Genomic DNA, 17,821 nt, shown 5'->3' on the forward strand with positions numbered 1-17,821 from the left:
GCTCAACTGGCGTTGGAGCCTTGCCAGCTTGGTCTGATTGGTTTTGAAGCTGTTGACGGGCTCAAACACCGTGCCATCTGACAGGGTTGCGAGCTTGGCGATCCCCGCATCCAGCCCGACCATTGAGCCGGAGGGGTGAATTGGCTCGGACGTCTCCTGCTCGACCTGAAAGGAGATATACCAGTGCCCGGCTGCTTGGCTGACGGTCGCGTTTTTAATTTTTCCTGCAACTGGCTGGGACTGGCGAAACTTGACCCACGCCAGCCCGGCAGGAAGCTTCACGCGACCTTTTTCAAGGCGGCAATACTTGTCAAAGTTGACGAAGCGGATTGAGTCGCGGTTGTCGCTTTTCTTCTTGAAAACGGGAGCCTTGGCGGCGAGTTTTTTATCAAAGCAGCGCATCCACGCGCCGTGCAAGTCTTTGAGTTTCTGCTGGAGGTTGTCGGTATATGCCTCGGTCAGAAAGGCCATTTCTGGGTCTTTCTTCCAACTGGTGAGCATCCGGTTCAGCTCAAAGGCAGAAGGCAGTTTTTCGCCAGCATCCAGAATGCGTTTGGTTTCTGCCAGCCCGTGATTCCAGACATAACGAGCACAACCGCCCAACTGGCGCAGGCGTTGCGCTTGTTGTTCGGTCGGTTCGAGTCGGAATTTGTAGGCTTTCAGAATTTGCATTTATCACTCAGTGTGCAGCATTATTACCATATCTATTAAGCCCGATTGAGTGACAGAATGCAATTCACTAAAATTAATAAATCACGCCATGCGGCCTACGCTTTGCACGTACATTTGGTGTTTATCACCAAGTATCGAAAGCCGATATTGGGGGATCTGCATCACGCTTCCTTCGGTCAGTGTGCGGCAGAGGTTTGCAGAGATTTTGGTGCGGAACTGAAAGAGTGTGACGGAGAGGCTGATCATGTTCACATGCTGATAGAGTACGGCCCAACAGTGCAGCTATCGGTGCTGGTGAACTCGTTAAAGGCGGTCACATCAAGGCGACTGCGTAATGAATTTCTGGACTTGAGGGGTGCTTACAGCAAACCCGTACTCTGGTCACGCTCTTACTTTGTGGGCTCTTGCGGCGGTGCGCCGTTAGAGGTGATCAAGCAATACATTCAAAACCAGCGGGGCTGACGCCCCGGCGAAATTCCCCTCCCACCTACGTCGGAGGGAGTCCCCTTTCGCATTTAAGATGGAGAGGAAGGGGAGCACATTGACCGCATGCTGATCCATCAGGACCCGCACCTCGCCGCCGAGCAGGGCCCCCATGCGCACCAGATTGAAACCGTAGAGCAGGATGTTGACCACGGTGAACACCAGCACCGCAGGCAGATAGTCAGGGTAGCCATGGCGCCATATGAGCCAGACAATTACCGCCCCCACCATCATGTAGCTCAGGCAGGCCAGCAGCACCCGGGGGGCCATCTTGTCGTTGAAGATGACGCTCCAGCAGAGGATCAGAAGATAGACCAGCATGAAGAGGGTGAATGCCCGCCAGTTTGGCGGCTCCCCGAAGAAGCGCTGGATGGCGAGTGGCATCAGGGCGAGGCAGAAGGTGATGAGCAGGTTGGCCAGCCAGATCCCCGCGATATGGGGAAAATGCCTGCATGAAGAAGAGCGATTGCGCCGCCAGGGCACAGAGGCTGGACCACCACCAGAGCCCGAGACCGGGTATTTCCCTATGGGTCGACCAGATGATGGAGAGGGTGATGAATCCCAGGCTGTAGCCCCCGAGGGCCATCAACATCAGGGTAAATACGTCCAGATTGAGCAGAATTGAGGCGTCCATTCCCGAACCTTCCAATGGGGATGGCTGAGTATATGGGAAGCCCATGACAAGACACAGAGGGAGCCTATGGGCCGGGCAAAAATATTTGCCCGACTCGCACGCCCTACTCCCCGTGAAGCGTGCCGGACAACGCCCTGTCTGTGCCCGGATTTTCCACCGAGACGGCCGCCGGATATTTTGCACTTGAACCGGCGCCATTAGATAGATATGTTGTTTTCATGTGGTTTTATGAGTCACCACGAGGGATAAAAGTCTCCATAACTTATTGAGTCTTCTGGCACAAACAGGTTTTGGTACATTTTTCATCCAGCGAACCATTCATAGAATCTCATATGGGGCTTTTGCCCCGACCAAGACAATAATCCTGTCTTGCCTGCTGCCGGATGCAGCAGTCTCTTGTGCCATGGAGTCGCACGGGAGCAGGTTCAAGGCTGACCACATTTACGACAGAGACGTCATTTATGATCAAAAAACTCATTCTCTCTACCCTGCTGCTGTGCGGGCTGGCCAACGCCGCGCCCACTTCCACCCTGGATGCCGTGCTGGAGCGCGGTGTGCTGCGGGTCGGCTTCGATGCCGGCTATCAACCCTTCGAGATGACCAACAAGCAGGGCCAGTACATCGGCTTTGACGTGGATCTCGCCAAGATGGTCGCCAAGGAGATGGGCGTGAAGGTGGAGTTCGTCAACACCGCCTGGGACGGCATCATCCCCGCGCTCTTGACCGACAAGTTCGACGTCATCATGGGCGGCATGACCGTCACTCCCCAGCGCAACCTGCGCGTGAACTTTGCCGATCCCTACATCGTCGTCGGCCAGACCATCGTGCTTCGCAAGGACAAGGCGGGCGAAATCAAATCCTTCCAGGACCTCAACGATCCCAAATACAAGATCGCGGTCAAACTCGGCACCACCGGCGAGCAAGCGGTCAAGCGCATGATCCCCAAGGCCACCCTGCTGCAGTTTGAAACCCAGGATGACGCCAAGCTGGAAGTGATCAACGGCAAGGTGGATGCCTTCGTCTACGACCTGCCCTACAACGCCATCTTCGCGTCCCAGAACCAGGGCGCCGTGGTGCACCTCGACAAGCCGTTCACCTTCGAGCCGCTGGCCTGGGCCATCCGCAAGGGGGATCAGGACACCCTCAACTGGTTCAACAACTACCTGCGCCAGATCAAGGGCGACGGCAGCTACGACCGTCTCTACAAGAAGTGGTTTGAATCCACCGCCTGGCTGAACCAGCTCAAATAACCTCTCAAAGGGGCGGCATGCCGCCCCTTCACGCAGACTCCCCACACGATAACGACAAAAGAGGTTGTGACAGTGATCAACCCCAAACTCACAAGACAGATGGAAAAACAGCCCAATCAGCTGCTCTGGCACGGGATCTTCCTGCTGCTGGTGCTGGCCGCCATTTTCGGCATCTACAAGGCCGTGCAGGCAGTGGATTACACCTGGCGCTGGGAACGCATTCCCCAGTACATCGCCTATCAGGCAGAACAGAAACACTATGCCGAGTTTGACGGCACCGTGGTCGCGGACAAGGGACAGCTCTTCCTGCAAGACGATCTCGACCCCAGCCGCCGTCAGGCCATCGCACCCAAGGGCTCCCAGCTGGCTGAAGGGGATACCGTCTTCCTCGGCGATACCCTAGATGTGCAACTGAGCTGGACCGCCGGCCCCATTGCCTGGGGAGTCTGGGTCACGGTCAAGCTCTCCCTGGTGGCGGGCATCTTCGCCATCCTGCTTGGCACCCTGGCCGGGCTCGCCCGCCTCTCCCCCAATCCGGCCCTGCGCAACCTGGCCGTGACCTATGTGGAGCTCATCCGTGGCACCCCGTTGCTGGTGCAGATCTTCATCGTCTATTTCTTTATCGGCACCGTGCTGAACCTCGACCGATTCACCGCTGGTGTGGCGGCGCTCGCGGTCTTCACCGGCGCCTACGTGGCGGAAATCGTGCGCGCCGGCATCAGCTCCATTCACAAGGGGCAGATGGAAGCGGGCAGAAGCCTTGGCATGACCTCGGCCCAGACCATGCGCTACGTCATCCTGCCCCAGGCCTTCAAACGGGTGCTGCCACCGCTCGCGGGTCAGTTCATCAACCTCATCAAGGACTCCTCTCTGGTCTCCGTCATCTCCATCACGGATCTCACCAAGGCGGGGCGCGAAGTGGTCAGCTCCACCTTCAGCCCGTTCGAGGTGTGGTTCACCGTGGCTCTGCTCTATCTGGTGCTGACCGGCACTCTCTCCTTTCTGGTGCGTCGTCTGGAGGTGAAATATGCGCGCAGCAACTGATCCCGTTATCAAGGCGCCATCGGTGTCGAAATGTTCTGCCATCACCGGCACTCACTGCCCCTTCCCGGTGCGTCGTCTGGAGGTGAACTATGCGCGCTGCAACTGATCCCATCATCAAGGCGACCGGTGTAGAGAAGTTCTACGGCACCGAGGTGCACGCCCTGAAAAACGTCAGCACCCAGGTGGCCGAAGGGGAAGTGGTGGTGATCGTGGGGCCGAGCGGCTCAGGCAAGTCCACCTTCCTGCGCACCCTCAACCAGCTGGAGACCATCAACGATGGCAATATCGTGGTCGACGGCATCAGCCTCACCGAACCCGGGGATGTCAACAAGCTGCGGGAAGAGGTGGGCATGGTGTTCCAGTCCTTCAATCTCTTCCCTCACCTGACGGTGCTGGACAACATCACCCTGGCCCCCCAGAAGGTGAGAGGGCTCTCTCGCCAGGAGGCTGAGGAGCGGGCCAAGGCCCTGCTGCTCAAGGTCGGTCTCTCCAACAAGGCCCAGAGCTACCCCTCCCAGCTCTCCGGCGGCCAGCAGCAGCGGGTGGCCATCGCCCGGGCGCTCGCCATGCAGCCGCGCATCATGCTGTTTGACGAGCCCACCAGCGCCCTCGACCCCGAAATGGTGGGAGAGGTGCTGGACGTCATGAAGGGGTTGGCCCGCGAAGGGATGACCATGGTGGTGGTGACTCACGAGATGGGCTTTGCCCGGGAAGTGGCGGACAGGGTGCTCTTCATGGAGAGCGGCGAGCTGCTGGTGGACGAGAAACCCGCCGACTTCTTCGACAATCCACCCTCCCCGCGCCTGCGCCAGTTCCTGAGCCAGGTGCTATAACCCGCGATGCACCAACACGAAGAGGGAGCCCATGGCTCCCTCTTCTATGCTTGCCTTCTTCACTCCCCCAGATCATCTCCCTGGTGCATTCCTTTTCGCAGCCTCTTGCCATCGGGTTGTCACCACGCCAACGAGCAAGGATGTTAATGAAATTTTAAATTCATCCGGTATGCTGACATCCAACTGGTCCAACCGGATGGCTCACATGGATGTGCAACTGCTCCTGCTCTACCTCTCGCCCCTCTTTCTGGTCTTCATCGGCTGGGAGATGCTCTACCTGCGAAAACACGGCGCCGCCTATCCCACGGCGGGTTACCAGTGGAAGGATCTCTTCGCCAATGCCACCCTGGCACTGATGCATCAGGGGGGCGATGCCCTGGCAGCCATTGCCATTGCCATTGCCATCGCCTATCTCTATGACACCCTTTGGGGCTGGCGACTATTCGATATCGAACTGAACCTCTGGAGCCTTTTGCTGCTCTTTCTGTTGCAGGATCTCTGCTACTGGCTGTTCCACTTCGCGAGCCACCATGTGCGCTGGCTCTGGGCCTACCACGTGGTGCACCACAGCTCGGAGCGGCTCAACCTCTCCACCGCCTTTCGCCAGAGCCTGATGTATCCGGTCTCCGGCATGTGGCTGTTCTGGATCCCCATGATCCTCATCGGCTTCCCCCCCGAGGCGGTGGTGGCCACCGTACTCTTGAGCCTGGGTTTTCAGTTCTTCGTCCACACCCAGGTGGTGGGCAAGCTGGGCAAACTTGAATGGATCTTCAACACCCCCTCCCACCACAGGGTGCACCACGCCAGCAACGCCAGATACATCGATCGCAATTTCGCCGGCGTGCTCATCATCTGGGACCGGCTGTTTGGCACCTTCGTGGAAGAAGACTTGGGCGAGCCGTGCCGTTTCGGCATCACCAAGCCAATCCACAGCTTCAACCCCCTCACCCTCACCTTCCACGAGTGGCGCGACATGCTGCAAGAGGCCCGGGGCCTCCCCTGGCGGCAAAAGCTCGCCGTGTTGTTTGGCAAACCGGCGGGCCCCACCAGCGGTTGACCCACCGACCAGGATAAAAAAAAAGAGCGCCCAGGGGCGCAATGCTGTTCAGATAAGCACATTTTTGACTAATTATTCATAAATGCGACTTGAGTTGGGGGAGCAAGGCTGTTTCCAGTCGATGTTCCTTCAGCCTTTATCCAGCGTGGCTTGCAATAGAAAGAGGGAGGCATCATGCCTCCCTCATTTTTTAGCCCTGATACTACGTGGACTGGAACTCAAATTCTCTTAAGTGAACAGCATTGCGCCCAGGGGCGCTCTTTTTCATGACAGGGACACCCCCGGGTCAGACGTGAACGAAGGACCAGACGGCGGGGATCAGGCTCAGCAGCGTCACCCCGGCCAGCAGCCGTTCGCGCCCGCTGAGCCGCTGTTCGGCGCCGAGCTGGCGACGGCTGTAGAGAAACAGCAGCAGACCCGGCCCGTAAAGCAGAAGCGACAGCAGCAGGTACTCCACCCCGGCGGCGTAGAGCAGCCAGAAACCATAACCGCTCGACACCAGCGCCACCACCCGCATCAGGCCGCGGCCCTGCCCACCCTTGCCACTGAAGACCAGCTTGAGCAGGAAGAGGCCGATGAGCAGGTAGGGCACCAGGATCATGGAGGTGGAGATGAGCAGCAGGTTGGTATACCCCTTGCCAAGCAGCCACACCAGCAGCAGGCAGCCCTGCACCGTCAGGCTGGTAAGCCAGAGCGAGGCGATGGGGGTGCCGTTGCGGTTCTCACGCCGGAAGATGGCCGGGAAGGCCCCGTGACGCGCCGCGCTGAACGGCACCTCGGCCGAGAAGAGGGTCCAGCTCACGTAGGAGGCGAGCACCGACACGATGAGGCCGGCGCTGATGAGCAGCTTGCCCCAGGAACCCGTCATCTGGGCCATCAGTCCCGCCATGGAGGGGTTGGGCAGGGCCGCAAGCTCCGGGCGGCTCAATATTCCAAGCGCCAGCACCGAGATGAGCACATAGAGCAGCAGCGCCAGCACCACGCCGAGCACGGTGGCGGTGCCCACATCCCGCTTGTTTCTCGCCCGGGCCGAGAGCACCGCTGCCCCTTCGATGCCGGTGAAGACCCAGAGGGTGATGAGCATGGTGTTACGCACCTGCTCGGAGACCGGTACCGCCAGGGTGCTGCCCTCCTGATCCGCCGCAAAGGTGACCGGATCGAACCAGTAGCAGGCGAACAGGATGAACAGCAGCAGCGGCAGGCTCTTGGCCAGGGTCGCCACCAGATTGAACAGGGCCGCCTGCTGTACGCCTCGGGCCACCAGCAGGTGCACCGCCCAGAGGATGCAGGACTCGCCGATGAAGGCCGCCAGGGTGTTGCCCTCGCCAAACCAGACCCGCTCCGGCGTGTCGACGAAGCTGCCCAGCGCCGCGAAGGCGATCACCAGATAACCCACCACGCCGATGGTGGCACAGAGCCAGTATCCCCAGGCGGAGAAGAACCCCACCAGCTCGCCAAAGCCTGCCCGGGCATAGCTGTAGATGCCGCCGTCGAGCTCGGGTTTGAGCCGCGACAGGTAGAGGAAGCTCATGGCCAGCGCCAGTATGCCGACCCCGGTGACGGCCCAGCCGATCAGCACGGCGCGGGCGCCCGCCACATCGGCCATGTTCTGGGGCAGGCTAAAGATGCCGGCCCCCACCATGGAGCTGAACACCAGCGCCGTGAGGGACCAGAGCCCGATCTTGCTCTCTTTCATGGGCGCTCCTTAACGCAGCCGGCTGGCCAGCGCCTCGATGTGTTCCGGGCCGATGCCGCAGCAGCCGCCGATGAGGTTTGCCCCGGCTCTGCGCCAGCGCTCGGCCCAGCCGAGGTAATCCAGCGGCCCCAGATCGCCACGGATCTCGTCCAGACCGTCATTGGCAGTCGCCTCCTTGGGCTGGGGCGGGAAGGCGTTGGCATAGGCGCCGAGGCGAACGTCGGTGCGCCCCTGAACCTGCAACGCGGCGACGGCCACCTTGAGCGCCCCTTCAATCACCTCGGGCTGGCAGCAGTTGAACAGGATGGCATCCACCCCGGCCGACGCCAACGCGGTCACGGCATCCGCCACCCGCTCGCCGGAGCGCAGGGTGGGCTCACTGCCCGGCGCCTCGTCTTCCAGAGTAAAGGAGACCCAGAACGGCTTGCCGTCCTCGGGCAGCAGGGCCTTGAGGGCCAGGGGCTCGGCGATGAGGCTCATGGTCTCCGCCAGCCAGAGATCCACATGGGGTGACAGGGCACGGATAAGCGGTGTCGCCAGCTCGCTCACCCGCTCGGCCTGATAGAGGTCCGCACGATAGGAGCCAAAGAGCGGCGGCAAGGAACCAGCCACCTTGACGGCTCCCCCCTGCTCGTCGGCCACGTCTCGGGCCAGTTGCCCGGCCAGAGCCGCAAGTGCCTCCCCTTGGGCGGCAAAGCGTGCCTCGCCGATATGGAAGGGCACCAGGGCATAGCTGTTGGTGGTGATCACCCGGGCACCGCTCGTCGCATAGGCCTGGTGTACCTCGCGCACCGTCTCGGGCGCTTCCATCAACGCCAGTGCCGACCACTCCGGTTGACGGAACGGCGCACCACGCCGCGCCAGTTCACGGCCCATACCGCCATCGAGTACCCACAAATCCTGCTTGTCCATCTCTGTCTCTCTGCGTCTCCCCGCCATGACGGGTATTTATTGTGTGAAACCACATTAAGCCATCAAAACATCTAGACGGCTAGAAATCCCAAATATCATGACCCAAAGTAGAACAAGAGGCAATCGGGGGCTACGAACAAATCCGGGCAAGCTCAGGATGATGGCGGCAAAGGGAGGTCTCCCCGGCACAGGCATCACCTGGCCAGGCACTGAAACGACAAGAGGCCACCCCGGGGGGTGGCCTCTTGTGAAACAGGGGATCAAGGCGGGCACAGCCGCCGATAACCAGGGGCTCAGCGCCCGGCCAGCACCCGCTTGGTCTGCTTGACCCAGTCGGAGACCCGGCCCTGCTGGGGATAGCCCTGCCAGATCTGCTCCCACTGGGCGGGGCTGAGGGGGCGGCCCAGCCGACGCTGCACCCCGGCATAGAGGTAGTCGTGGGCCGTGGTGCGTGCCTGGGCCGAGGTGAGGAACTTGGCAACAGGGTCAGTGAGACGCACGTCCCTCATGCCGAGCAGCGGATAGTCGCTGTGCACCGCCGCCAGCATGGTCTCGCGCATGGCGGATTCGATGTAACCCCGGGCAAACAGGGCGGTGACCGATTCAAGCGACCCTTGATCCGGGCCGTGATACTCCTCGTCGAACACCGGGCTGGGCTCTGCCACGGCGCTTTGCACCACCGCATCGGGATCCTGCTGCGGGACCACCACGGCAGGCTGGGGAGCGACGGGTTTGGCAGGCGTCACCGGCTTGCGCGGTGCGCTCTGGCTGCAGGCACCCAGTGCCAGGGCGAGCGCCACACAGGCCAGCGCACGGGAATGAGTATTCATCTTCATGATTGCTAACGAACTCCTTTAGGATTCCTGAGCGGGCTTCTCATTGCTCGCAGGTTCTACCCGGGTGACCAGCAACTGGTCAATCTTGTAACTGTCGATGTCCACCACTTCGAACTTGTAACCGGCATATTTGACCGAGTCGGTGCGCTTGGGGATCTTGCGCAGCATGTACATGATGAAACCGGCGATGGTCTCGTAGTTCTGGTTTTCCGGGAACTCCTCGATGTCGAAGGCGCGCATCACGTCGGAGATGGGGGTCACCCCGTCCACCAGCCAGGAGTTCTCGTCCCGCTGGACGATCTGCTCTTCCACCACGTGGGTGGCCCACTCCCCCATGACGGTACTCATCAGGTCATTCATGGTGACGATGCCCACCACCAGGGCGTATTCGTTCATCACCACCGCAAAATCGCCGCGATGGTTCTTGAAGTATTCCATTGCCTCGTAGAGGTTGAGGGTGTCGGGAATGATGATGACGTTCTGCACCAGGGAGCCGCTGTTGAGATCGATGCTCTGGCCGCTGATGACGCGGATCAGCAGCTCCTTGGCATCCACGAACCCCTTGATGCTGTCGAGGTTGTGGTCGCACACCAGGAACTTGTTGTGGGGGTGCTCGGCGATCTTCGCCTTGATGCTCTCCTCCCCCTCTTGCAGGGTGAAGTAGATGAGGCTCTCCCGCGCCGTCATGGCGGAAGTGACACCCAGAGACTGGAGCTCGAACACGTTCTCGATGAGCTGGTGCTCCTCGCGCTGGATGACACCGGCTTCGGCACCTGCATCCATCACCGCATAAATATCGTCGGAGGTGATCTCGTCGTTGCGCACCATGGAGATGCGCATCAGCCGGAACAGGCCGTTGGCCATGCCGTTGAACAGCCACACCAGCGGCATCAGCAAGGTGACGCACAGCATCATGGGACGCACCACCACCACAGCGATCCGCTCGGGCATGGTCATGGCAAGGCGCTTGGGCATCAGGTCCGCTATCAGGATGAACATGCCGGTGACGAAGACAAACGAGGCCGCAGAGCTAATCTGGCCGAGCCAGGGCCCCTGGTAGAAGCCGGCAATCAGCTCCCTGATGGCGGGATTGAGGGCGGATTCCCCCAGGATACCGCCGAGGATGGCGACGGTATTGAGGCCTATCTGCACCACGGTAAAGAAGTTGCCCGGCTGGGCCTGCAATGCCAGCACCTTCTCGGCGTGGCGGTTGCCCTCGTCGGCCATCACCTGCAACTTGATCTTGCGGGAGGCGGCAAGGGAGATCTCGGAGAGTGAGAAGAACACGCTGCCGGCGACCAGCAGCATCAGAAAGAACAAACTATCGGCAAAACTCATGATTAACCTATTGCTACAGCCGCCTTAGCACAAGACGGCAAACTGGGCCCGGGAAACCGGACCGTGACTCCATCCGGGACTCACACAGGGGCCATATTCTAGCAGAAAAGCGCCCGCCGGGTGGCGTTATCTTGAACTGCCGTGCCATGCAATGAAAAAGGCGCTCAAAGCGCCTTTTTATTCAATCAGAGTTGGATTCCCGTCGTGCAGCCGCGACGGGAGCTCCACCCAAGGCGCCCCATCAGCCCTTGCCCAGCAGATCGCTCAGGTCATCGGCCTTGGTGTGACGCACATCCTTGCCCTTGACGTAGTAGACGATGTACTCGCAGATGTGCTGGCAGCGATCCCCGACCCGCTCGATGGCCCGTGCCGCCCAGAGCACGTTGAGCACCTGGGGGATGGTGCGGGGATCTTCCATCATGTAGGTCATCAGCTCGCGGATAATGGACTCGTATTCGCGGTCCACCTTGTCATCTTCCTTGTAGACCGCCAGGGCTGCATCCAAATCCATGCGGGCGAAAGCGTCGAGCACGTCGTGGAGCATCTTGATGGTGCGACGCCCCATGTTCTCCAGCGACACCAGCGGCGGCTGCGGCTTGTTGGCGTTGTCGGTCAGCATGCGGGCAATCTTGTCCGCCACGTCGCCGATCCGCTCCAGATCCGTAATGGTCTTGATGATGGCCATCACCAGCCGCAGGTCGGACGCGGTGGGCTGACGCTTGGCGATGATGCGGGTGCACTCCTCGTCGATCGCCACTTCCATGGCGTTGACCTTGTGGTCGTTGGCCACGATCTTGCGCGCCGCATCCAGATCCTGGCCATGGATGGCGGCGATGGCGTCGGTGAGTTGCTTCTCCACCAGCCCCCCCATCACCAGTACCTGATTGCGCACGCTCTCAAGCTCGGCATTGAACTGACCGGAGATGTGTTTGTTGAGGTTCATATTGTCCATACCAGTAATCCTTGTTGCTCCGATTATGCCTTAGCCGTTGAACTGACTGCCAATCTGTTTGTTGATGCCCATCTTGCTCATCTTGCTCATCTCAATCACCGGCATCCCTTAGCCGTAACGACCGGTAATGTAGTCTTCGGTCTTCTTCTTGGCCGGGGTGGTGAAGATTGTGTTGGTATTCGAATACTCGATGAGTTCCCCCATGTACATGAACGCGGTCTGATCCGAGACCCGCGCCGCCTGCTGCATGTTGTGGGTTACGATCACCACGGTGAACTGGCTCTTGAGCTCGTTGATGAGCTCCTCGATGGTGAGGGTGGAGATGGGGTCCAGCGCCGAGGTCGGTTCATCGAGCAACAGCACTTCCGGCTCGATGGCGATGGCACGGGCAATCACCAGACGCTGCTGCTGACCGCCGGAGAGACCAAAGGCGTTGTCATGCAGACGATCCTTCACTTCCTCCCACAGGGCGGCACCGCGCAGGGAACGCTCGGCGGCCTCGTCCAGGGTACGGCGGTCGTTGATGCCCTGCAGGCGCAGGCCGTAGACCACGTTCTCGTAGATGGACTTGGGGAAGGGGTTGGGGCGCTGGAACACCATGCCCACCTGACGGCGAAGGGCGGAGACATCCACGCTCTTGTCATAGATGTTGTGGCCGTGCAGTTGGATCTCCCCCTCGATGCGGCAGATCTCCACCAGATCGTTCATCCGGTTGATGCAGCGCAGCAAAGTGGACTTGCCGCAACCGGACGGGCCGATGAAGGCGGTGACCTGACCCTTGGGGATCTTCATGTTGACGTTGAACAGCGCCTGCTTGTTGCCGTAGTACAGGTTGAGATCCTTCACCTCCAGCGCAGTCTGCTCCGGGGTCAGGTTGAGCAGGTCGGTGGCGGTGTGCGGGGCCGAACTCGGTGTTACGTTGATCATCTGTTTACCTCAAATTCTCTTGGTGGCAGCGGGCAAACGTCTTGCCCGCTGCCGGAATATCTGGTTGGCAGGGAAGACCCCTGCCCGTCTCTGTAATGGCTGGATTAATGTTCCAGCGACCGGAATTTCTCGCGCAGGTGGTTACGAATACCGATCGCCGTCAGGTTGAGGCCGACGATCACCGTCACCAGCAGGAAGGAGGTGGCGTAGACCAGAGGACGCGCCGCCTCGACGTTCGGGCTCTGGAAGCCCACGTCATAGATGTGGAAGCCCAGGTGCATGAACTTGCGCTCCACGTGCAGGTACGGGAAGTTGCCGTCCATCGGCAACGTGGGAGCAAGCTTCACCACCCCCACCAGCATCAGCGGCGCCACCTCGCCCGCCGCACGGGCAATCGCCAGGATAAGGCCGGTCATGATGGCCGGGCTGGCCATGGGCAGCACGATGCGCCAGAGGGTCTCGGCCTGGGTGGCACCCAGCGCCAGCGAACCCTGGCGAATGGTGCTCGGGATCCGGGCCAGCCCCTCTTCGGTGGAGACGATCACCACCGGCAGGGTCAGGATGGCCAGGGTCAGCGCCGACCAGATGACACCAGGGGAGCCGAAGGTCGGGCTCGGCAGCGCTTCCGGGTAGAAGAGGCGGTCGATGCTGCCCCCCAGGGTGTAGACAAAGAAGCCCAGGCCAAACACGCCGTAGACGATGGAGGGCACCCCCGCCAGGTTGATCACCGCGATGCGGATGATCTTAGTCAGGCTGTTCTTGCCCGCATACTCGTGCAGGTAGACCGCCGCCACCACCCCGAGCGGGGTCACGATGATGGCCATCAGGATCACCATGAAGACGGTACCGAAGATGGCAGGGAAGACGCCGCCCTCGGTGTTCGCCTCCCGGGGGTCATCGGAGACGAACTTGCCAATCTGGTGGAACCAGTGACCCACCTTGGCCATCAGGCTCATGTCGTTGGGCCAGACTACATCCAGCACCCGGGACATCGGCATGGTCACCAGCTCGCCGCGCATGTCCTTGACGGTGATGCTGTCTCTGTCCGCCTGGGTACGCAGGGAGAAGAGCTCTTTCTCCAGCACCTGGTAACGGTCGTTGAGGGCCTGACGCTCGCTCGCCAGCTCGGCTTTAAGCTGATCGGTCAGCTTGTCATCCAGCTCGGCCTTGCGCTCTTTCAGGCGCAGGCGCTCCAGCTGATAGTTGATGCTGCCGATGGCCCCTTTTTGCAGGTCGTTGGCTTGGCTTGAGAGGCCGTTGGCACGGGCCAGCACCCGCTGCAAGGCGGGATGCAGATCCGTGGTCAGCTCCTGGCCATCTTCCTTCACCGAGGTGATGTAACCATAGAAGTTGCCGTTGGTGGCGCGTTCCACCATGGCGAGCTCCGCCGGCTGGGCGCGCGATTTGATATCGGTCTCCAGCACCCAGCGAAAGTCGAGGTCCACGAACTCCCGGTTGCCGGTCTTGACCAGATAACGGGTAATCTCTTCGCGATCCTCCCCTTCCAGCGCCTGGCCTGCGGCGCGCAGGCGCTCCACCGGCACCAGCTCCCGGTCGTTGATCTCGCCAATCAGGACGCTCTTGTTGCCGCTTGCATCTTCAAGTTGCCACTCATAGATGGGATGGGGCCAGAAATAGACCAGACCACGCCAGCCAATCAGCAACAACAGACCCAGTACGGCCACCAGACTCAGGCTGACGGCGCCCCCCGTCATCCAGATCCAGGGGGCCCCCGATTTAAACCACTTACCCATTGTCGATTCCTTAGTCCTTACAGAGAGCTGTACTTTTCACGCAACCGCTGGCGGACGAATTCGGCCAGGGTATTGAACAAGAAGGTGAACACAAACAGCACGAAGGCGGCGAGGAAGAGCACCCGGTAGTGGGAGCTGCCCACCTCCGATTCCGGCATCTCCACCGCGATGTTCGCCGCCAGGGTCCGCAGCCCCTGGAACATGGAAAAGTCCATGATGGGGGTGTTGCCGGTGGCCATCAGCACGATCATGGTCTCGCCCACGGCGCGGCCAAGGCCCATCATAACCGCCGAGAAGATGCCTGGGCTCGCGGTGAGGATCACCACCCGGCTCAGGGTCTGCCACGGGGTCGCCCCCAGCGCAAGCGAGCCCTGGGTCAGGTGCTTGGGCACCGAGAAGACCGCGTCTTCGGCGATGGAGAAGATGGTGGGGATGACCGCAAAGCCCATGGCGATACCGACCACCAGGGAGTTGCGCTGGTCAAACTTGATGCCCATGTCGTGGGTCAGCCAGATGCGCGAATCACCGTGCATGAAGGCGTTCTCGATGATGGGGCTCAGGGCGAAGGCGCCCCAACCGATGAACAGCAACACAGGGATGAGCAGGATGGCGTGCCAGCCTTCCGGCAGCCAGGTGCGGCCTCGCTCCGGCAGATAGTTCCACACTAGGTCGGTGAGCAGCATGCCCATGGGCAGCAGGATCAGCAGCAGGATCACCCCGGGCAGGGCCCCTTCGATGATGGGCGCAAGCCACAGACCCGCCAGGAAGCCGAGGATGACGGTCGGCAGCGCCGCCATGATCTCCACCGTCGGCTTGACGTATTTGCGCAGCCCCGCCGACATGAAGTAGGCGGTATAGATGGCACCGGCGACACCCAGGGGCACCGCGAACACCATGGCATAGAAGGAGGCTTTCAGGGTGCCGAACACCAGGGGCACCAGGCTCAGCTTGGCTTCGAAGTCGTTGCTGGCGGAGGTGGACTGCCACACGTACTGGGGCTCGGGATAGCCTTCATACCACACCTGTTGCCAGAGGGCAGACCAGGTTACCTCGGGGTGATCGTTCTCGACGTCAAAGACCTTGAAGTCATCCCCCTGCTGGGTCAACAGCAGGTTGTGGCGAGGAGAGATGGCAACGGCAGCCAGGTTGCCCCCGTCAATCTTCTCGCCAAGCAGCTTGGCTTCGCCGGTGGCATGGAAGAAGTTGATGGTGCCGTCGCTGCCTGCGCTGATGAAGCCCTTGCGAAAGTGCTCGGGGGTCAGCAGGGCGACCGGCGCGTCACCCTTGAAGTCACGGATCTGGGTGAACTGGCGCTTGCCATCCTTTGCCACCTCGAACCACTGGGAGATGACGCCGTTGTCGTTGCCCACCAGCAGGGAGGACGCACCGGAGAGCAGGGCCACCTGGGTCACGCTGGCATTGGGGGCGTTGATCTCCATGACATTGCGCAGGGAGATGTCGCTCAGGTTGTGGATGTCATAGACCGACAGGCGGTTGCCCTCGCGCACGAACAACAGGCGCAGGTTCGGGGTCAGCAGCATCTGGTCAACATGGCGTGGCAGGGACGGAATGGTGTAGGTCTGGCTGCTCCACTCGATTTCGCCGGAGAGGAAATTCTCCTCGCCGCTCATCACCATCAGCACACCACGACCATCTTCGGTCACGGCCGCAGTCGCCATCTTGTCCTTGGTCGCCTCGAAGACCATGCGCGTCAGCGCCTTGCCCTGGGGATCGATCACCACGGGGGTCTCGCCGAAGGGATATTGCAGGCTGGGCTCAATGACGCGAACGTCATTGGGATAGGAGATCTTGAAATAGGGTTGCACCACCTGAGCCTTGCCGTTGGCAAACCCATAGACGATGAGTTTCTGGCCCGGCGCAGGCGGCGCGACCGCCGTGATCTCGCCGTTCACCTGCGCCTCGCCAATCACCTGTCCGGTCTTGATCTTGCCATCCGGTTGCACGGCAAAGAATTTGACCTTCCCCTGGTCGCTGAAGCGGTAACCTATCTCGTTTTGCTCCTCGACCCCGAGCCAGGCGGTTTTGCCCTTGATGGGCAGGGTGAAGGAAGCGGTGCTCTCCATGCTGGCGCCATTGAAGATGGGCTTCACCACATAAAGCAGGTAGAAGAAGATAAGCAACAGCGCCACCAGCACCAGGGCTCCCCCTGTGGTGACGCCATATTTGGCCAATTTATCCTTGATCCGGCGTTTTCGACTGCCCGCCATGACCAGATTTAACGATTCCGATGACATGCAAGACCTCAATGTGAGCTAGGCTTGGCGGCATTATATGGCGGATGCATGACAGTTTTGTTACATCAACAGCGGCAAAGAGCGCAGGCTCCATCGGGGGGTGGCAGTTGGTATTCGGGGGGAAGCAGGCAGCCGGTCTGGCAGTGAAATAAAAGCAAACGGGGCCATCAGGCCCCGCTGTCATCTTGAGGAAGCGCCTCTTTCGCGGCGAGTCTGGCCGCCTTCTTCTCGGCGCGGCGCCGTTTGAAGAAATCCGACAGCTGGGCCGAGCAGGCGTCGGCGAGCACCTCCCCCGTCAGTACCACCTGGTGGTTGTGGCGGGGATCCAGCAGGATGTCGAACACAGACCCTGCCGCCCCCGTCTTCAAATCCCGGGCACCATAGACCACCCGCTTGACCCGGCTGTGGATGAGGGCGCCGGCACACATGCAACAGGGCTCCAGCGTCACATAGAGGGTGGTGTCGAGCAGGCGATAGTTTTCAAGCTGCTTGCCCGCTTCCCGAAGCGCCATCACCTCGGCATGGGCGCAGGCGTCGTGCTCGCTGATGGAGCGATTCCACCCCTCTGCCACTATCTTGTCCCCCAGCACCAGCACGGCGCCTACCGGGATCTCGCCTATCCCCTCCGCCCTGGCGGCCAGGGCCATGGCATGGCGCATCCAGCGTTCGTCCTGCTCGCGCTGGCTGATCTGTGCTGCAACTTCAGATGGTTTCACGCCCTGATCCTCTCGTCGATATGATGTCGGCTTGCCTGGCCCCTGCACGGCATCGGCCGCGCACTCCCGGATTGCTGCGTCCCGGCCCTGGGCACACCGGGCCCCTTCCCCCTCGCGCTAGCCGGTAGCCCACGGCAGAAGATGCTGTCAATGAAAGAGAGGCCAAAGGCCCCGGCGACATCGGAACGCCCCGAGTTGGGTGTTCGCCACCCTGTGCCCGCCTAAGGGGGCGGCGATTATGCCAAAACTCCGGCCAGGGCCCAAGTTGCATCTTGGCTGAACAATAAAGAAGCAGTCGGCATCTCCCTGATAAAAAAGGAGTTGCGCCCGCCAAATCATCCGATTAGACTTCCTCCCCGTCAGCCGAGCTGACTCCGTCGGTGTGTAGCGCAGCCAGGTAGCGCATCTGCATGGGGTGTAGAGGGTCGGAGGTTCGAATCCTCTCACACCGACCAAATTCCC

17 protein-coding genes and 1 tRNA gene are annotated in these 17,821 nt (G+C 60.7%); 7 read left to right on the plus strand and 11 right to left on the minus strand.

Annotated features, from left to right (window positions below):
* Positions 1-672: RNA-guided endonuclease InsQ/TnpB family protein (locus PG883_RS19425; protein WP_270807723.1), on the minus strand; the 672-nt coding region annotated here is incomplete at its 3' end.
* Between the two features lie 57 nt (positions 673-729).
* Here PG883_RS19425 and tnpA point away from each other — a divergent pair.
* Complete coding sequence (gene tnpA, locus PG883_RS19430; RefSeq protein ID WP_052815055.1) at positions 730-1,134, plus strand: IS200/IS605-like element ISAs26 family transposase; 405 nt, start codon at positions 730-732, stop codon at positions 1,132-1,134.
* On the opposite strand, the gene PG883_RS19435 is transcribed toward tnpA, so the two are convergent.
* Complete coding sequence (locus PG883_RS19435) at positions 1,093-1,638, minus strand: hypothetical protein (protein ID WP_223916153.1); 546 nt, start codon at positions 1,636-1,638, stop codon at positions 1,093-1,095. The two genes, tnpA and PG883_RS19435, sit on opposite strands and share 42 nt — an antisense overlap.
* 612 nt (positions 1,639-2,250) lie before the next feature.
* On the opposite strand from PG883_RS19435, the gene PG883_RS19440 reads away from it, so the two are divergent.
* The 5 genes from PG883_RS19440 (at position 2,251) to PG883_RS19460 (ending at position 5,973) form a co-directional block, all read left to right on the plus strand.
* Complete coding sequence (locus tag PG883_RS19440; protein ID WP_010675255.1) at positions 2,251-3,039, plus strand: transporter substrate-binding domain-containing protein; 789 nt, start codon at positions 2,251-2,253, stop codon at positions 3,037-3,039.
* Between the two features lie 99 nt (positions 3,040-3,138).
* Positions 3,139-4,083: an amino acid ABC transporter permease gene (locus tag PG883_RS19445; protein ID WP_041201654.1), complete on the plus strand. Its 945-nt coding sequence runs from the start codon at positions 3,139-3,141 to the stop codon at positions 4,081-4,083.
* The gene (locus tag PG883_RS19450) at positions 4,067-4,189 is read left to right on the plus strand and encodes a hypothetical protein (RefSeq protein ID WP_257711798.1); all 123 of its coding nucleotides are present in this window, start codon (positions 4,067-4,069) and stop codon (positions 4,187-4,189) included. Before PG883_RS19445 ends, PG883_RS19450 begins: the two co-directional genes overlap by 17 nt.
* The gene (locus tag PG883_RS19455) at positions 4,173-4,916 is read left to right on the plus strand and encodes an amino acid ABC transporter ATP-binding protein (protein WP_010675257.1); all 744 of its coding nucleotides are present in this window, start codon (positions 4,173-4,175) and stop codon (positions 4,914-4,916) included. Before PG883_RS19450 ends, PG883_RS19455 begins: the two co-directional genes overlap by 17 nt.
* 205 nt (positions 4,917-5,121) lie before the next feature.
* A complete protein-coding gene (locus tag PG883_RS19460; protein WP_052815415.1) occupies positions 5,122-5,973 on the plus strand; it encodes a sterol desaturase family protein in 852 nt (283 codons plus the stop codon).
* A gap of 286 nt (positions 5,974-6,259) precedes the next feature.
* On the opposite strand, the gene PG883_RS19465 is transcribed toward PG883_RS19460, so the two are convergent.
* From PG883_RS19465 to tadA, 9 genes are all read right to left on the minus strand, one after another.
* A complete protein-coding gene (locus PG883_RS19465; protein ID WP_043153853.1) occupies positions 6,260-7,669 on the minus strand; it encodes a basic amino acid/polyamine antiporter in 1,410 nt (469 codons plus the stop codon).
* A gap of 9 nt (positions 7,670-7,678) precedes the next feature.
* A complete protein-coding gene (locus tag PG883_RS19470; RefSeq protein WP_039040257.1) occupies positions 7,679-8,581 on the minus strand; it encodes a homocysteine S-methyltransferase family protein in 903 nt (300 codons plus the stop codon).
* Positions 8,582-8,874: 293 nt separating this feature from the next.
* Complete coding sequence (locus PG883_RS19475) at positions 8,875-9,417, minus strand: hypothetical protein (RefSeq protein WP_162540598.1); 543 nt, start codon at positions 9,415-9,417, stop codon at positions 8,875-8,877.
* An 18-nt stretch (positions 9,418-9,435) separates the two neighbouring features.
* Positions 9,436-10,755 carry a hemolysin family protein gene (locus PG883_RS19480; RefSeq protein WP_041213150.1) on the minus strand — a complete coding sequence of 440 codons (1,320 nt, stop codon included), beginning with the start codon at positions 10,753-10,755 and terminating at the stop codon, positions 9,436-9,438.
* Positions 10,756-10,996: 241 nt separating this feature from the next.
* On the minus strand, positions 10,997-11,707 hold the full coding sequence (gene phoU, locus PG883_RS19485) for a phosphate signaling complex protein PhoU (RefSeq protein WP_029314752.1): 711 nt from the start codon (positions 11,705-11,707) through the stop codon (positions 10,997-10,999).
* A gap of 108 nt (positions 11,708-11,815) precedes the next feature.
* Positions 11,816-12,634, minus strand: coding sequence for a phosphate ABC transporter ATP-binding protein PstB (pstB, locus tag PG883_RS19490; RefSeq protein WP_010675264.1), 819 nt, complete (start codon positions 12,632-12,634; stop codon positions 11,816-11,818).
* A gap of 104 nt (positions 12,635-12,738) precedes the next feature.
* A complete protein-coding gene (pstA, locus tag PG883_RS19495; protein ID WP_045524164.1) occupies positions 12,739-14,388 on the minus strand; it encodes a phosphate ABC transporter permease PstA in 1,650 nt (549 codons plus the stop codon).
* A gap of 17 nt (positions 14,389-14,405) precedes the next feature.
* Positions 14,406-16,643, minus strand: a complete 2,238-nt coding sequence (locus PG883_RS19500) for an ABC transporter permease subunit (RefSeq protein WP_270807728.1) — start codon at positions 16,641-16,643, stop codon at positions 14,406-14,408.
* 167 nt (positions 16,644-16,810) lie between these two features.
* On the minus strand, positions 16,811-17,359 hold the full coding sequence (gene tadA / locus PG883_RS19505; protein ID WP_103242896.1) for a tRNA adenosine(34) deaminase TadA: 549 nt from the start codon (positions 17,357-17,359) through the stop codon (positions 16,811-16,813).
* A gap of 378 nt (positions 17,360-17,737) precedes the next feature.
* Between tadA and PG883_RS19510 the strand changes: the two genes are divergently transcribed.
* Positions 17,738-17,814, plus strand: a tRNA-Pro gene (locus tag PG883_RS19510).
* Positions 17,815-17,821: the final 7 nt, after the last annotated feature.

The sequence above is a fragment of the Aeromonas sp. QDB25 genome, from assembly GCF_027707725.1.
Lineage (GTDB): Bacteria > Pseudomonadota > Gammaproteobacteria > Enterobacterales > Aeromonadaceae > Aeromonas > Aeromonas caviae.

Excerpts from the sequence above, each read along its gene's own strand:
- phoU (WP_029314752.1), bottom strand. The coding sequence starts at position 11,707 with ATGGACAATATGAACCTCAACAAACACATCTCCGGTCAGTTCAATGCC.
- PG883_RS19480 (WP_041213150.1), bottom strand. The coding sequence starts at position 10,755 with ATGAGTTTTGCCGATAGTTTGTTCTTTCTGATGCTGCTGGTCGCCGGC.
- PG883_RS19460 (WP_052815415.1), top strand. The coding sequence starts at position 5,122 with ATGGATGTGCAACTGCTCCTGCTCTACCTCTCGCCCCTCTTTCTGGTC.
- pstB (WP_010675264.1), bottom strand. The coding sequence starts at position 12,634 with ATGATCAACGTAACACCGAGTTCGGCCCCGCACACCGCCACCGACCTG.
- PG883_RS19500 (WP_270807728.1), bottom strand. The coding sequence starts at position 16,643 with ATGTCATCGGAATCGTTAAATCTGGTCATGGCGGGCAGTCGAAAACGC.
- PG883_RS19455 (WP_010675257.1), top strand. The coding sequence starts at position 4,173 with ATGCGCGCTGCAACTGATCCCATCATCAAGGCGACCGGTGTAGAGAAG.
- PG883_RS19470 (WP_039040257.1), bottom strand. The coding sequence starts at position 8,581 with ATGGACAAGCAGGATTTGTGGGTACTCGATGGCGGTATGGGCCGTGAA.
- PG883_RS19465 (WP_043153853.1), bottom strand. The coding sequence starts at position 7,669 with ATGAAAGAGAGCAAGATCGGGCTCTGGTCCCTCACGGCGCTGGTGTTC.
- PG883_RS19440 (WP_010675255.1), top strand. The coding sequence starts at position 2,251 with ATGATCAAAAAACTCATTCTCTCTACCCTGCTGCTGTGCGGGCTGGCC.
- PG883_RS19450 (WP_257711798.1), top strand. The coding sequence starts at position 4,067 with ATGCGCGCAGCAACTGATCCCGTTATCAAGGCGCCATCGGTGTCGAAA.
- PG883_RS19475 (WP_162540598.1), bottom strand. The coding sequence starts at position 9,417 with ATGAAGATGAATACTCATTCCCGTGCGCTGGCCTGTGTGGCGCTCGCC.
- tnpA (WP_052815055.1), top strand. The coding sequence starts at position 730 with ATGCAATTCACTAAAATTAATAAATCACGCCATGCGGCCTACGCTTTG.
- pstA (WP_045524164.1), bottom strand. The coding sequence starts at position 14,388 with ATGGGTAAGTGGTTTAAATCGGGGGCCCCCTGGATCTGGATGACGGGG.
- PG883_RS19445 (WP_041201654.1), top strand. The coding sequence starts at position 3,139 with ATGGAAAAACAGCCCAATCAGCTGCTCTGGCACGGGATCTTCCTGCTG.